Source organism: Ferrimonas balearica (assembly GCF_019802055.1).
In the GTDB taxonomy this organism is placed as follows: Bacteria; Pseudomonadota; Gammaproteobacteria; order Enterobacterales; family Shewanellaceae; genus Ferrimonas; species Ferrimonas balearica_A.
Genome location: NZ_JAHVHW010000007.1, coordinates 185,958 through 198,888, shown reverse-complemented (window position 1 = coordinate 198,888; position 12,931 = coordinate 185,958). Strand labels below are relative to the sequence as shown.

Below are 12,931 nucleotides of genomic sequence, written 5' to 3'. Positions count from 1 at the left end.
CCAATCAGGGGCGGTTTTTCATCAGCGAGGGAATCGTCACTCCCACACCAACTGACGGAAGTGGGTGCGGCACATGGAGACATAGCTGTCATTACCGCCAATCTGCACCTGGTCACCATCGCGCACCGGGTTGCCGTTCTCATCCATGCGCACCACCATGTTGGCTTTGCGGCCACAGTGGCAGATGGTTTTCAGCTCCACCAGCTTGTCTGCCCAGGCCAGCAGGTACTGTGCCCCTTCAAACAGCTCCCCCTGAAAGTCGGTACGCAAGCCGTAGCAGAGCACCGGAATATCAAGGGTATCGACGACGTGGGTCAGTTGCTGCACCTGCAGCTTGGTCAGGAACTGGCTCTCATCCACCAGGATGCAGTGCACAGCACCTTTAGCCAGTTCGGTGTTGATCAGCTCAATCAGGTTGTCTTCAGTGCGATAGATCAGCGCTTCTGACTCCAGACCGATGCGGGAGGTGATCTTACCCACGCCGTAACGGTCGTCCAATCCGGCAGTCAGCACCAGCGGGACCATGCCACGCTCGCGATAGTTGTAGGCAGACTGCAGCAGAGAGGTGGATTTACCGGCGTTCATCGCCGAGTAGTAGAAGTAGAGCTGTGCCAAGTGAAGACCCCCCAAAAATCGTTCGCGCCAGTTTATAGAAAACCGGCGGTGGGAACCACCGCCGGTTGTTCCAAACCCTTAGGCCTGTGACGCACTCGGCATCGCAATGGAGCGGTCACAGTAGGCGCGCATCACCAGCACCCAGGCCACCAGAGCCACTGCGCTGACCATAAAGCCAGCCAGAGCAGAGTGGGTGATGCCGATGGCCAGGTAACCCAGACCCGCAATGACTGCAGCGGAGATCGCGTAAGGCAGTTGGGTGGCCACGTGGTCAATATGGTGACAGCCGGCACCGGTACCGGACAGCACGGTGGTGTCAGAGATGGGGGAGCAGTGATCACCGAATACGGCCCCGGCCAGCACCGCCGCCATCAGCGGCAGCAGCATCGCCATTTCACTGGCGATCGCAATGTCCGCAGCGATGGGCAGCATGATGGCGAAGGTGCCCCAGCTGGTGCCGGTGGCAAACGCGGTCACTCCCGCCAGCAGGAAGATCAGAACCGGGAGACACCACATCGGCATATTGCTCTGCACCATGGAGGCCAGGTAGGTACCGGTCTCCAGGTCACGGATAACGCCGGCAATGGTCCAGGCGAACAACAGAATGTAGACCGCAGGCAGCATCGACTTGGCGCCGCTGACCAGCGCCTTGGCGATCATGCCGCCAGAAAGGCGTTGATACAGCGCAGTGCCCAAAGCCACCACCAGACTCACCAGCGAGGCGTAAAACAGGGCGATGGTGGTGTCGGTATTCTCCAGGGCACCCATCACGGAGAAGGGCTCATCACCCATATTGGCAGCACCGGTCGCGAGCATGAAGTACACGGAAGCCAGCACCAGAGCCAGGATCGGCAGCAGCAGACCCCAAACGGAGCCGTTGTCTGCTTCCGGCAGGTCCAGGTCAGCACCCGGCGGCAGCCCTTTGCTGTCATCCCACAGCTGGCCGGTTTCGGTGGCGCGCTGGGCGGCCTTGGCCATCGGGCCGATCTGCAGGTTGAAGATGATGACACAGGCCAGCAGCGCCAGGGCAGTCAGCGCGTACAGGTTCATCGGGATCATCTGCAGGAAGGCGTTCAGTGCGCTGAACTCCGTGATTTCGCGGGCAGCAAACACGGTGCCGATCAAACCCACGATGTAGGCGCCCCAGGAGGAGATGGGTGCCATCACGCATACCGGCGCAGCAGTGGAGTCGACGCCGTAAGCCAGTTCCTCGCGGGAGATCTTATGGTCGTCGGCTACCGGCTTGGCGACAGAGCCAACGGCCAGGGTGTTGAAATAGTCGTCGATGAAGATCACGAAGCCAAGCATCATGGTCATCAGACGGGCGTCACGACGGGTTTTGACGCGCTTACGGGCCCAGTGGGCGAAGGCCTTGGCAGCGCCGGTCACGTTGATCACGGCGATGGTCATGCCCAGCACGAACAGGAAGCCGATCAGCGGCATGTTCCAGGACTCGATAGCACCATCGTCGATAAACAGACCCACCACCCGATCAGCAAGGTCAGAGAGGGTAGCCAACGGGGCAAAGCCGTTGTGCATCAGGGCACCCAGCAGGATACCCACACCCAGGGAAAGCAGAACTCGGCGGGTAAGCACCGCCATCAGAATGGCCACTACCGGCGGCAGCAGCGCGAACGCCGTATTGGCGAATTGCATGGAAACCATCTTTTATAGTCGTCGTTATGAGATGGAGGCAACTGACACGGCAATACACCGCGGGGGGATATGAGAAGTGATCCACCGTCCTTTCAGTAGCGCTCCATAGTAAACCCACTGCTGTCGTCCTGACAGAGATTACTATGGCAGTGTCGTACCTGTTCGATACGACCCCAGCACGGCGGGATGACGCCCGTCGCACTTCGGCACCGACTCCTTTGGTCCGGACTCAACGGGAATCACCCTACTCCGGATTACTGATAGGCGGTGCGCCTCTACCTTTCTTAGGCAGTTGCATTACCTCGAATGGGCAATACAACGGCGGCATTCTAACCACATTGGCGATAGGGTTCGCCAGAAAATGCCGCCGTTTTGTGATGCCGCTCACAGAGCGGCCAATTTGAATGGCTTAGGAAAGCTGCTCGGTCAGCTTCGGCAGGATCTCGAACAGATCCCCCTCGATGCCGTAATCCGCCACCTGGAAGATGGGCGCTTCAGGGTCCTTGTTGATCGCCACGATCACTTTGGAGTCCTTCATGCCTGCCAGGTGCTGAATGGCACCGGAGATCCCGACCGCAATGTACAGCTCCGGCGCCACGATCTTACCGGTCTGTCCAACCTGGTAGTCATTGGGCACGTAACCGGCATCCACCGCAGCTCGGGAAGCGCCGACAGCCCCACCCAGCGCATCGGCCAAGGCATCCACAAGGGCGAAGTTCTCACCGCTGCCCAGACCCCGTCCACCGGATACGACTACCCGTGCCGCGCCCAGTTCCGGACGCTCAGACTCGATGCGCTCAAGCGCCACGAATTGGCTCAGGCCGGTATCTGCACCACCACTGGCCGCAACAACAGCGGCAGGAGCCTGCTCGCTCACTGCATCGAACGCCGAGGTACGAACGGTCAGCACCTTGATCGGGTCGAGAGACTGTACGGTCGCCATCCCGTTACCCGCATAGATGGGACGGACAAAGGTGTCATCCGATTCCACGCTGACGACATCGGAGAGCATGGAGACATCAAGCAGGGCTGCCACGCGGGGAAGCAGGTCTTTACCCTGAGCGGACGCGGCCGCCAGAATGTGGCTGTACTCGCGACCCAGTGTGACCACCAGGTCGGCCAGGTTTTCCGCCAGGCCATGTTCGAAACGGGCGTCATCGGCTACCAGCACCTGGGTTACGCCGTCCAGAGCTGCGCCCGCCTGTGCGGCGGCCTCAACCTGATGCCCGGCGACCAACAGATGCACATCACCACCGAGGGCTTTGGCTGCACTCACCACCTTGGCGGTGTCCGCTTTCAGCTGGGTATCCAGCTCTGCAATTACCAGAATCGCCATCACACCACCTTCGCTTCGTTTTTCAGCTTGTCCACCAACTCCTCAACGGAGCCCACCATAACGCCAGCCTTACGCTCACTCGGTGCCGACACCTTCAGCACTTTCTGGTGCTGACCGAGGGTCACACCGAGGGCCTCAACACTCAGAGTGTCCAGAGGCTTGCGCTTGGCTTTCATGATGTTGGGCAGGGAAGCGTAGCGGGGCTCATTCAGGCGCAGATCCGCGGTAATCACGGCAGGCAGCTTGACCTGTACGGTCTGCAGGCCGCCATCGATTTCGCGCACCACCTGCACACCGCCGTCACTCACCTCCAGCTTGGAAGCGAAAGTGGCCTGGGCCGCCCCCATCAGAGCCGCCAGCATCTGGCCGGTCTGGTTGTTGTCACCGTCAATGGATTGTTTGCCGAGCAGCACCAACTCCGGTTGCTCCTTTTGCACAACAGCGTTGAGCAGCTTTGCAATGGAGAGCGGCACCAACTCCTCATCGGTTTCCACATGGATGGCCCGATCGGCCCCCAGCGCCATCGCGGTGCGCAGTTGTTCCTGCGCGGCTTTGGGGCCGATGGTGACCACCACCACTTCGGTGGCCTTACCTTGCTCCTTCAAGCGAACCGCTTCTTCAACCGCGATTTCACAGAAGGGGTTGAGGGCCATTTTCAGGTTGGCCAGCTCGACAGCGGACTCATCCGCTTTGACGCGCACTTTTACATTGGCGTCTACCACCCGTTTGACGGGAACGAGAATCTTCATTGTCAGTCCTTATTGCGTACCGGCACAGTGCCGCAATCCTGGCCTCACTCTACTTTCTGTTAACGTAAACGTCAACATGGTGCTGAAGGGCGCTTGGCAGCGGGGTTATTGAAGATTAATAGAGATTATTCACTCACCAAAAACCAACGATATTCACTAATCCAAAACGAAGGTGAACCGAGACTGAATAAGAAATACGCCGGGATTAGGATAATTTGGAAAGGATTTAGGACAAAATGAACACAAAAAATACGCTTTCAATTTGAAATGACACTATTATAATCAGGTAGTAGTTTTATTAGACCCCTCCAAGTGTTCAGAAAAGGTTTAAGCAACATGGTAGATTTTCTTGAGATCTTGACTCACGGTCGTCGCCTGAAAGCCCAATTAAAAGGTTTGACTCTGGATGAGTTGAACGAAGTAATCGCTAAAATGCAGAAGATTGCAGAAGAGCGTGAAGAAGAACTGGCCGCTGAAAGTGCTGCCAATGCAGAGCGTCTGGCCAAAATTGAAGCCATCCGCAAACAGCTGGCTGAAGATGGCATCAGCCTGGAAGAACTGAATATTATGGCCGAAGCCGCTCCTCGCAAGAAGCGCGCTCCGCGTCCGCCTAAGTACGAAATCGTTGTTGATGGCGAGCACATCACCTGGACCGGCCAGGGTCGTACTCCCAAGGCCATCAAAGAGAAGTTGGACGCTGGCCACTCTCTGGATGAGTTCCTGATTAAGTAATTGGCATCATTGCTTGATGAAACGGTCGCTTAGGCGGCCGTTTTTTGTTTCATCCCTCGTTACATTTTCCGTGACTGAGATGTAACCCCAAGGTTGCCAAGCCTGTGGCCCACACCAGATAATGCCCTCCCCACTCAGCAATAATTAGAACAGGGAGTGCCACATGGTTGTGGAACGACAAAGGGTATTAGGCGTCCTGGCCGGACTCAGCCTAATCAGTCAGCCAGGATTGGCAAATCAAATCCAGCCAGAATTAGGTATCCGGGATAAAACCCCCAGCCTCACAGCACTGACCCATGCACGAATAGTGACACAACCGGGAAAGGTGCTTGAGAACGCCACAATCATCATTGATAACGGCATTATCCGTACGGTTTCTGAGCACAGTGAGATTCCCAAAGGGGCATTTGAAGTCGATTTGACCGGCTATACCCTGTATCCGGGATTTATTGATCCCTATTCTCAATATGGACTGAGCTGGGAATATCCCGAAGCCCCAGAAGAAGCCCCGGTTTACCAAATATCTCCGGTCGGTGCTCGTCACCATAACAGCGCAGTACACAGTGAAATGCGCTGGGCGGAACATTTTCATCCTGACGACTCCGCAGAGAACTGGTTGAACAACGGATTTACCAGTGTTCATTCCGCCTATCAGGATGGGGTATTTCAGGGACGAGGAGTGACGGTTTCCCTTGGACAGGGCAACAGTCATGAATTGATCTATCAAACCGACGGTGCCCATCAACTCAGTTTTGATCGTGGCAGCGCCTACCAGGAATATCCCGCGTCCATCATGGGGGCGATGGCGCTGATCCGTCAGACGCTGTCAGACGCCCGCTGGTATCAGGAGCAGGGAGATAAATCGCTGGTCAGTGAGTTGGAGCGTCAGCTCAGCCTTGAGGCGCTGCGTGACCTGCCCAGTCAATCGGTGATCTTCGCCAGCCACCATCCGGACGATTCCCTTCGTGCCCTGCGCCTGCTCAACGAGTTTCAGGTCAAGCCGACCGTGGTGGGCACCGGGCTTGAGTTTGAACGTCTTCAGGACCTGACCCAGTGGCAGGCCACTCTGATTCTGCCTCTGAAGCAGGCCGCCAAGCCCAGCCTGGAAAGCGTGAACGACGCGCTGGATATCAGCCTTCAGCAGCTGCGTCACTGGGAGCGCTCACCGGGCAACCCCGCTGCGGTTGCCGAGGCTGGCCTGCCCTTTGCGCTGACCCAGCATGGCATTGAGGGGGACCAGTTCTGGCCCCGACTGCGCACCGCTCTCGACCACGGCCTGAGCCAGGATGAAGCCCTGGCCGCGCTGACCACCGTCCCCGCCCGGATCGCCGGTGTTGAGGATCAGGCAGGAAAAATTGCCCCCGGCTATCGCGCCGACCTGGTCGTTGCCCGAGGCGACCTGTTCAAGGATGGCACCATCGAAGCGCTCTATCTTCGCGGTCAGCACCATCCCATCAACCTGGATCATACGGCGCCCTATCTGGGTGAATATGAGCTGACCCTGGGGGATAACCCCTTGCTGCTCACGATGGACAATCCGGACTCACTCAGCGGCACCCTGTCCATGGGCGAAGCCACCATCGACCTGTTTGACCTCACCGTCACGCCTCAGCACCTCAGCGCCAAAGCGCGCCTGGATGCGCTTGGTATCCCGGGCATCTCCGTTTTTACCTTTGTCGCCGATGGCAAGGGGATGCGAGGCTCCCTGCTGCAGCCCGGTGGCGAGATGGAGGCACTGACTCTGTCTGCATTGAACATTGAGCAGGAGGAAGCCGCGACGGCCCAGAAGAGCGCCGTTGACGCTTACGTCAGCCGACTCACCCACCCCAACCGTGCCTTTGGTCTGAGCGCCCTGCCGGAAGCGGAGTCCCTGCACATTCAGAACGCCACGGTGTGGACCTCCTCCAAGGCCGGTGTACTCACCAACACCGACGTTCTCGTACACAACGGCAAAATCCGCGCCATTGGCCAGGATCTGAAGACCCCGCGTGGCTACCGAATCATTGATGCCACCGGCAAACACCTCAGTGCCGGGATCATCGACGAGCACTCCCACATTGCGCTGTATGGCGGCACCAACGAAGGGTCGGACGCCATCACCTCTGAAGTGCGGATTGGCGACGTTCTGGACCCTAACGATATCCATATCTACCGCGCTCTGGCCGGAGGCGTAACCACCGCCCAACTGCTGCACGGCAGCGCCAACCCCATTGGCGGTCAGGCGCAGACCATTCAGCTGCGCTGGGGTGAAGGCGCGGAGGGGCTCAAATTCAGCGCCGCCCCAGCCAGCATCAAGTTTGCCCTGGGAGAGAACGTCAAGCAGTCCAACTGGGGGGATGACTATGTCTCCCGCTACCCGCAGTCCCGGATGGGCGTCGAGGCACTATACCGTGACGCGTTCCAGGCTGCGCGGGAGTACCGTACTGCTCAGGCGGAATACCAGGATATGAGCCGCAGCACTCAACGCCGCACTCTGGCACCGCGTCCTGACTACCGTCTGGAAGCACTGGCCGAGATCCTGGAGGAGCAGCGCCACATCCACGTTCACTCATACGTTCAGTCGGAGATCATCGCCCTGCTGGATCTGGCGCAGGAGATGGACTTTAAGGTTCAGACCTTCACCCACATTCTTGAAGGGTACAAGGTGGCCCGGGAGATGGCTGCCGCCGGCACCACCGCTTCCACCTTTTCTGACTGGTGGGCCTACAAGTTCGAGGTGTATGACGCCATTCCCCAGAACGCCTGCCTGATGACCGAGCAGGGGGTGAACACCAGCATCAACTCCGACAGCCGGGACCTGATCCGCAAACTCAATCAGGAAGCGGCCAAGTCGGTGATGTATTGCGACATGAGCCCCGAGGAAGCCTGGAAGATGATCACCATCAACCCGGCACAGCAGCTGAAGATTGACCATCTGGTGGGTTCCATTGAAGAGGGCAAACAGGCGGATCTGGTGCTGTGGAGTGACAATCCGCTGTCGGTCTACGCCCGGGCAGAAACCACCTGGATTGCCGGTCAGGCCTACTTTGACCGGAGTCGGGACCAGGCGGAGCGACAGCGCATCGCCGAGGAGCGTCAGGCCCTGCTGCAGAAGCTGCTTGAAGACGATGCTCCGGCAGGCAGTGGTGACAGCGATGTGACTCCGGAAGAGACACCGGAATGGCACTGCGACTCCATCAGCCACTTTGTGAATGGCCGTCTGGTCATGCATCACCACTAAGGAATCCAAAGCATGCGATTGTTGACTCTTACTTTGGCCCTGGTGGCCAGCCTGGTGCCAGTTCAGGCCCATGACCTCTTGCCCGGCAAGGCGCAAGGTCCGGTGCTGCTTAAAGGCGCGACCATTCACACCGTCGCTCAGGGCGAGCTGCCTGAAGCGGACCTACTGATGGCGGATGGCAAGATTCTGGCCATCGGCACTGAACTGAGCGTTCCCGCTGATGCCGAGGTCCGCGACCTCACCGGCTACCACCTCTACCCCACCATGGTGGCGCTGGACAGCCAGTTAGGCCTGCGGGAGATCGGTATGGTCCGCAGCACCGTGGACAGCTACGAAGTGACCGACCACAACCCCCAGCTTCGCGCCAGTGTGGCCTTTAACCCGGACTCCGAGGTGATCCCCACGGTACGCCGCAACGGCATTGGCTACGCCCAACTGGTACCGGAGGGAGACCTGCTTGCCGGCCGCTCCGCTCTGGTATCGCTGGACGGCTGGAACCTGCGGGACAGTCTGGTACAGCAGGATACCGGCCTGCACCTTTACTGGCCCCGTGCGGATCTGCCCCAGGGGGACAGCGACGCGCGTCAGCAGACCCAGAAGCAGCGTCAAAACCGCCTTGAGGAGGTATACCAGACCTTTGAAGCGGCCCAGCGCTATCATCTGGCCCAGGATGGCTCCCTGCCTCTGGATACCCGGTGGGAAGCGATGCGACCCTTGTTTGAGGGCAAGCTGACCCTGTTTATTCATGCGGACGATGCCCGTCAGATCAACCAGGCTCTGGACCTGGTCGAGCAATACGGTTTCAAGGCGGTCATTGTGGGCGGGTACGACGCGGTCCGGGTGGCAGAGCGACTGGTGGCCATGGCGATCCCGGTGATCTACACCCACGCCAATGGGCTGCCGCGCCGTGTTGACGAGCCCTACGACTTTGCCTTCTCCCTGCCGTCACTGATGCACGACAGTGGCATCACCCTGGCACTGGCATGGACCGGCAGCTGGGACAGCCGAAACCTGGCCTTCGCGGCCGGTCAGGCCGTCGCCTATGGTCTGCCCCGTGACGTGGCTCTGGCGGCAATCACCTCGGTCCCCGCTCAACTGCTGGGTGCTGAAGGGCTGGGTGACCTGGCCGTTGGCCAGCGCGCCAGTCTGGTGATCACACAGGGCGACCTGCTGGATATGGCCCAGGGCAACGTCGTCGGTCTCTACCTGGATGGCCGTTTGGTGGACCTGGACAACCGCCACGAGCGGCTCTACCAAAAGTACCGCCAGCGCTGATAAATCCTTGATACAATCGGGGCATACTCTGATCACTCTGATGAGCTTATGCCCCGTCTTCTCTCCCTTCTGCCGCTGTGCGGCCTCGCCCTGACCGGTTGTGCCGGTGACTACGCCATCGACTCCAACCTGGATCGCTCCGAATTCGAGCAGTACTTCGCCCCCAGCCAGGTTCAACTGCTGAGCCCGGAGACGCCCATTGGCAACGCTGAGGTACTGGGTCTGGTGGAAGGGATCAGCTGTCAGCAACGTCCTCAGGATGTACCAGCCAATGATGCGGACGCGCGCACCGAGATGCGGCTGGAAGCGGGCAAACTCGGAGCCAACGCGGTGCGCCTGCATCAATGCATCCCTCTCGAGGAGCAGCCGGGCTGCACCAGCGCTCGCGCCTGCTATGGCAAAGCGCTGAAGCTGGAGTCTCAGGATGACTGAGCACCTGCTGACACCGGTGGCCCTGTGCCAATCCCCCTATCGTCAGAAGTTTGCCATCCCACGTCAGCCCAACCTGGTGCCCGCCGCCATTGGGCGACTGCTGTTGCAGGGTGAGTGCAATCGCCCGGAGATCCTGAAGGGGCTGGAGCAGTTCTCCCACCTCTGGCTGATCTGGGGCTTCCATGAGAACCAGGCACAGGGCTGGAAACCCACGGTGCGCCCTCCCCGTCTGGGCGGCAATGTGCGGCTCGGCGTCTTTGCTACCCGCTCCACCTTCCGTCCCAACGGCCTGGGCCTATCCGTGGTGCGACTGCACGGCATCGGTCAGCAGGGCAAACAGCACTACCTGGAGGTGGAAGGGATCGACCTGTTGGATGGCACGCCCATCTACGACATCAAACCCTATATTCCCTACTCCGATGCCCACCCGGACGCCCTGGGGGGCTACGCTCACGACGCGCCTGAGCAGATGCCGATGAGCGTGCAGCCTCAGGCGGAAGCCCAACTGGCCGCCGCTGAGAAGGCCCAGCCCGGCTTTATCGAACTGGCCCGCCAGGTGCTGGCTCAGGACCCCCGCCCCGCCTATCAGCAAGCAGAGCCGGAGCGGGTCTACGGCGTGCAGCTCTATGACTGGGATCTGCGCTGGCAGGTGATCGACGGCGTCAACGCTGTGTGCGAAGTGGTGCGGGTGTGACGGCTCTGACCCCGGAAGCGTACCGCGCTCAGCATCAACGTCGACTCGCCTGGATGCCCTGGCTCTATTATCGTCTCAAGCCCAAACACCGAGCCTGGGCGGAGCCCTGGCAGGCGGAGATCCAGTCGCGGCTGGCCGCCCTGGAAACCGTGACCATTGGCGAGGCGTGTTTCCTGGCCCCGGATCTGGCGCTGTTTGCGGAGCCGGGCCGTCCGGTCCATATCGGGCCCCGTACCATGATTGCCGCCAACTGTTTCCTCCATGGCCCCATCCACATCGAAGGGGAAGTGAGCATTAACCACGGCTGCAGCCTGGATGGCGGAAGGGCCGGGATCCGAATTGGCAACCAGACCCGGATTGCCCACGGCGTCTCCATCTACGCCTTCAACCACGGCATGGCGCTGGACCGGCCGCTCTACCAGCAGCCGGTCACCTCACAAGGGGTGGTGATAGGCAAGGATGTGTGGATTGGCGCCCGGGCGGGCATCGTCGATGGCGTAACCATCGGTGATCACGCGGTGATCGGCATGGGCGCCGTGGTGACCCGGGATGTGCCCCCCTACGCCAAAGTGGCAGGCAGCCCGGCCCGAATTATCGGGGACCGCCGGGACGATTAATCGGCGCGCTCCGGCGCCAGTTGCAGCGTCACCTTTCCCCCGTAGCAGACCACCCGATTGCGCCCCTCAGACTTAGCCCGATAGAGGGCCTGATCCGCCAGATCGACCAGGTTTTCCGGCGTCTGGTCCACGGCAGGAACCAGTGTGGCCACCCCGATGCTGACCGTCACCACACCAGTCAGGCCACCGTGTTCATGGCGGATCCCCAACCGGGCGATAGCGTCGCACAGGGCCTGAGCCAGCAACGGCACGTTATCGGCAGTTTCCGGCAGCAGCAAGGCAAACTCCTCACCGCCGTAGCGGGCCACCAAGTCCCGGGGGCGGTGCAGGCCGGTTTTGAAGGTGGTGGCAATCTGTCGCAGCGCCTTATCTCCGGCCCGGTGCCCATAGTTGTCGTTGTAAGCTTTGAAAAAGTCGACGTCCGCCAGCATCAGGGTCAAGGGCCGGCCGCTGCGCCGCCCGGCGTCCCACTCCGCTCCCAACCACTGATCAAACTGGCGCCGGTTACCCACATCGGTCAGGCTGTCAGTCAGGGTCAGCTGAATCAGCTTACGGTTCGCCTCATCCAACTCCTCGGTGCGTTGCTCCACCAGTGCGGCGATGGCCCGGTTACGTTGAGTCAGTTGATACACCATGCTGGCCAGGATCAGCACCAGCAGTGGCCCGCCAACGGCGATAACCCAGGGCATCAGTGTCCGCTGCTCCCTGAAAAACCCAACCTGAGGACGCGCCTGCAGCCGCCACTGGCGACCCGCCACATCCTTGAGCGGCATATCATGCGTCCAGGTGGTCATCGCCTCATCAAAATCACCCACCGTCACCAGCACCTCGCCATCCGCACTGTCATCCAGCAAGCGGAAATCGATGCGGCTGTGCGCGCGATTGAAAAACAGGATCTGCGCCAACGATTCTATCTGGAAGGCCCCCAGCACATACCCCATCAAGGCATCACGACGACTGGACAGGGTACCGGGCATCCCCCGATACACCGGCAGCATCACCAGGACCGATTGCGTCACCTGACCATCCTGAACCAGTTGAATGGCGCCGGTGGCCCGCATCTCGCCCTGATCCCTGGCCTCCTGCAGCGTCTTTAATCGCACCGGCTCAGAGCCGAGATCAAACCCGAATGCGCGTTCATTGCCTGCCAGAGGCTCAACGTAGTAAACCGGAAAGTAGGTCTGGCGGGGACGTGCTTCCACCATCACACCGTTGACCAGTTCGCTGAAAGTAAAACCGGGGTAGCGGAGCCGCCAGGCCGATTCCATCTCGGCCCGCTGCGGGTGGTTGACCACCGGCACCCACTCCAGCGCTTTGATCTCCCGGTGGCGGCTGATCATCCCTTCCGCCACGACGGCAAACTCCTCGGGACTCACATTTTCTGAGCCCTGAAACAGCACGCCTAGATTGGTAAGGGTGTCAAAGGCGGACCCCAGATGCCAACTCACCATCTGGGCCTGAATTTCGGCGCTGTGCCGGAACTCCTCTTCGAGCAGCGATTGTTCCGCTTGTGCGATACGGTATGCCACGCCGAAGGAGAACGCGCAGCCCAGCAGTGAGATGGTCAGCAGGAAGAGAGAGCGATGCACCTTTATCCTTTGCCTC

At 60.0% G+C, this 12,931-nt stretch carries 11 protein-coding genes and 1 riboswitch; of the genes, 6 read left to right on the top strand and 5 right to left on the bottom strand.

From position 1 onward, the window contains the following. Nucleotides 1–36: 36 nt before the first annotated feature. From KUV52_RS08545 to KUV52_RS08530, 4 genes are all read right to left on the bottom strand, one after another. Nucleotides 37–615 (bottom strand): thymidine kinase, encoded by a 579-nt coding sequence (locus KUV52_RS08545; RefSeq protein WP_222525521.1) that lies wholly within the window; start codon nt 613–615, stop codon nt 37–39. 78 nt (nt 616–693) lie between these two features. Next, the gene (locus KUV52_RS08540; RefSeq protein ID WP_222525520.1) at nt 694–2,280 is read right to left on the bottom strand and encodes a Na+/H+ antiporter NhaC family protein; all 1,587 of its coding nucleotides are present in this window, start codon (nt 2,278–2,280) and stop codon (nt 694–696) included. Between the two features lie 79 nt (nt 2,281–2,359). Beyond that, nucleotides 2,360–2,557: riboswitch (Lysine riboswitch) on the bottom strand. A gap of 123 nt (nt 2,558–2,680) precedes the next feature. After that, nucleotides 2,681–3,607 (bottom strand): electron transfer flavoprotein subunit alpha/FixB family protein, encoded by a 927-nt coding sequence (locus KUV52_RS08535; RefSeq protein ID WP_222525519.1) that lies wholly within the window; start codon nt 3,605–3,607, stop codon nt 2,681–2,683. Then, the gene (locus KUV52_RS08530) at nt 3,607–4,356 is read right to left on the bottom strand and encodes an electron transfer flavoprotein subunit beta/FixA family protein (protein ID WP_222525518.1); all 750 of its coding nucleotides are present in this window, start codon (nt 4,354–4,356) and stop codon (nt 3,607–3,609) included. The genes KUV52_RS08535 and KUV52_RS08530 overlap by 1 nt, the downstream gene beginning before the upstream one ends. A 336-nt stretch (nt 4,357–4,692) precedes the next feature. On the opposite strand from KUV52_RS08530, the gene KUV52_RS08525 reads away from it, so the two are divergent. The 6 genes from KUV52_RS08525 to KUV52_RS08500 all read left to right on the top strand — a co-directional run bounded on the left by KUV52_RS08525 (nt 4,693) and on the right by KUV52_RS08500 (nt 11,326). After that, complete coding sequence (locus KUV52_RS08525) at nt 4,693–5,088, top strand: H-NS family nucleoid-associated regulatory protein (protein ID WP_222525517.1); 396 nt, start codon at nt 4,693–4,695, stop codon at nt 5,086–5,088. 163 nt (nt 5,089–5,251) lie between these two features. Next, nucleotides 5,252–8,308 (top strand): amidohydrolase family protein, encoded by a 3,057-nt coding sequence (locus KUV52_RS08520; RefSeq protein ID WP_222525516.1) that lies wholly within the window; start codon nt 5,252–5,254, stop codon nt 8,306–8,308. A gap of 12 nt (nt 8,309–8,320) precedes the next feature. Continuing rightward, complete coding sequence (locus tag KUV52_RS08515; protein ID WP_222525515.1) at nt 8,321–9,583, top strand: amidohydrolase; 1,263 nt, start codon at nt 8,321–8,323, stop codon at nt 9,581–9,583. Between the two features lie 48 nt (nt 9,584–9,631). After that, complete coding sequence (rcsF, locus tag KUV52_RS08510) at nt 9,632–10,015, top strand: Rcs stress response system protein RcsF (protein ID WP_222525514.1); 384 nt, start codon at nt 9,632–9,634, stop codon at nt 10,013–10,015. Further along, the gene (tsaA, locus tag KUV52_RS08505; RefSeq protein WP_222525513.1) at nt 10,008–10,709 is read left to right on the top strand and encodes a tRNA (N6-threonylcarbamoyladenosine(37)-N6)-methyltransferase TrmO; all 702 of its coding nucleotides are present in this window, start codon (nt 10,008–10,010) and stop codon (nt 10,707–10,709) included. Before rcsF ends, tsaA begins: the two co-directional genes overlap by 8 nt. Before the next feature lie 53 nt (nt 10,710–10,762). Further along, nucleotides 10,763–11,326, top strand: a complete 564-nt coding sequence (locus KUV52_RS08500) for an acyltransferase (RefSeq protein ID WP_222526814.1) — start codon at nt 10,763–10,765, stop codon at nt 11,324–11,326. Here KUV52_RS08500 and KUV52_RS08495 read toward each other — a convergent pair. Continuing rightward, nucleotides 11,323–12,915 (bottom strand): CHASE domain-containing protein, encoded by a 1,593-nt coding sequence (locus KUV52_RS08495; RefSeq protein ID WP_222525512.1) that lies wholly within the window; start codon nt 12,913–12,915, stop codon nt 11,323–11,325. The genes KUV52_RS08500 and KUV52_RS08495 overlap by 4 nt on opposite strands. Between the last annotated feature and the right edge of the window lie 16 nt (nt 12,916–12,931).